Here is a 458-nt window from a genome sequence, read left to right as displayed (position 1 = left end):
GCGTCGGCCGCCGCCAAGGGCGACCGACGCATCTCGTGCATGACCGATAGGAAGGGAAGCTGCCGGATCAGGTTTCGGCGTCAGTAGCCGTGCGTCACGATCGACAGCACCGAGAGATCCGGATGCGTGCCGTCGACAATGCTGCGCGCCACGTGTACGGCTTCCTCCATGGCCTCTTCGGGGCTGCGGAAGGTATCGTCGCCATCTGCGTGAAAGGGCACGACATGACCGGGCAACTGTGGATCGGCGCCGGGGTGGCACACGTAGCCGGTGTAGGTGTAGCGCGAGGAGTTTGCCCGTGTCGGGCTTGGAACAACGTGAATTTCGAACCCTTCGTAGAGTTCTTGCGGTGCGGTGGTGAGCTGGTCAGACATGGTGGCCTCGCCGGGTTAGCGTGTACCGGCCCCGCCGGCGCTTGTGGCGCGGCGCGGCTGCCCTTGGTTCAACCAGTCTAGGTG

Annotated in this window: 1 protein-coding gene; it reads right to left on the bottom strand. The window is 64.6% G+C overall.

Translation table 11 applies throughout. The annotated features are described in order from the left end of the window. Positions 1–80 precede the first annotated feature (80 nt). Positions 81–374 (bottom strand): hypothetical protein, encoded by a 294-nt coding sequence (locus GV818_RS33740; RefSeq protein WP_004627538.1) that lies wholly within the window; start codon positions 372–374, stop codon positions 81–83. Positions 375–458: the final 84 nt, after the last annotated feature.

Origin of the sequence: Pseudomonas sp. Fl4BN1 (genome assembly GCF_009908285.1) — a bacterium.
Taxonomy (GTDB): Bacteria; Pseudomonadota; Gammaproteobacteria; order Pseudomonadales; family Pseudomonadaceae; genus Aquipseudomonas.
The sequence above is the reverse complement of the archived record's forward strand: the minus strand, read 5'-3'. Positions and strand labels throughout refer to the sequence as shown.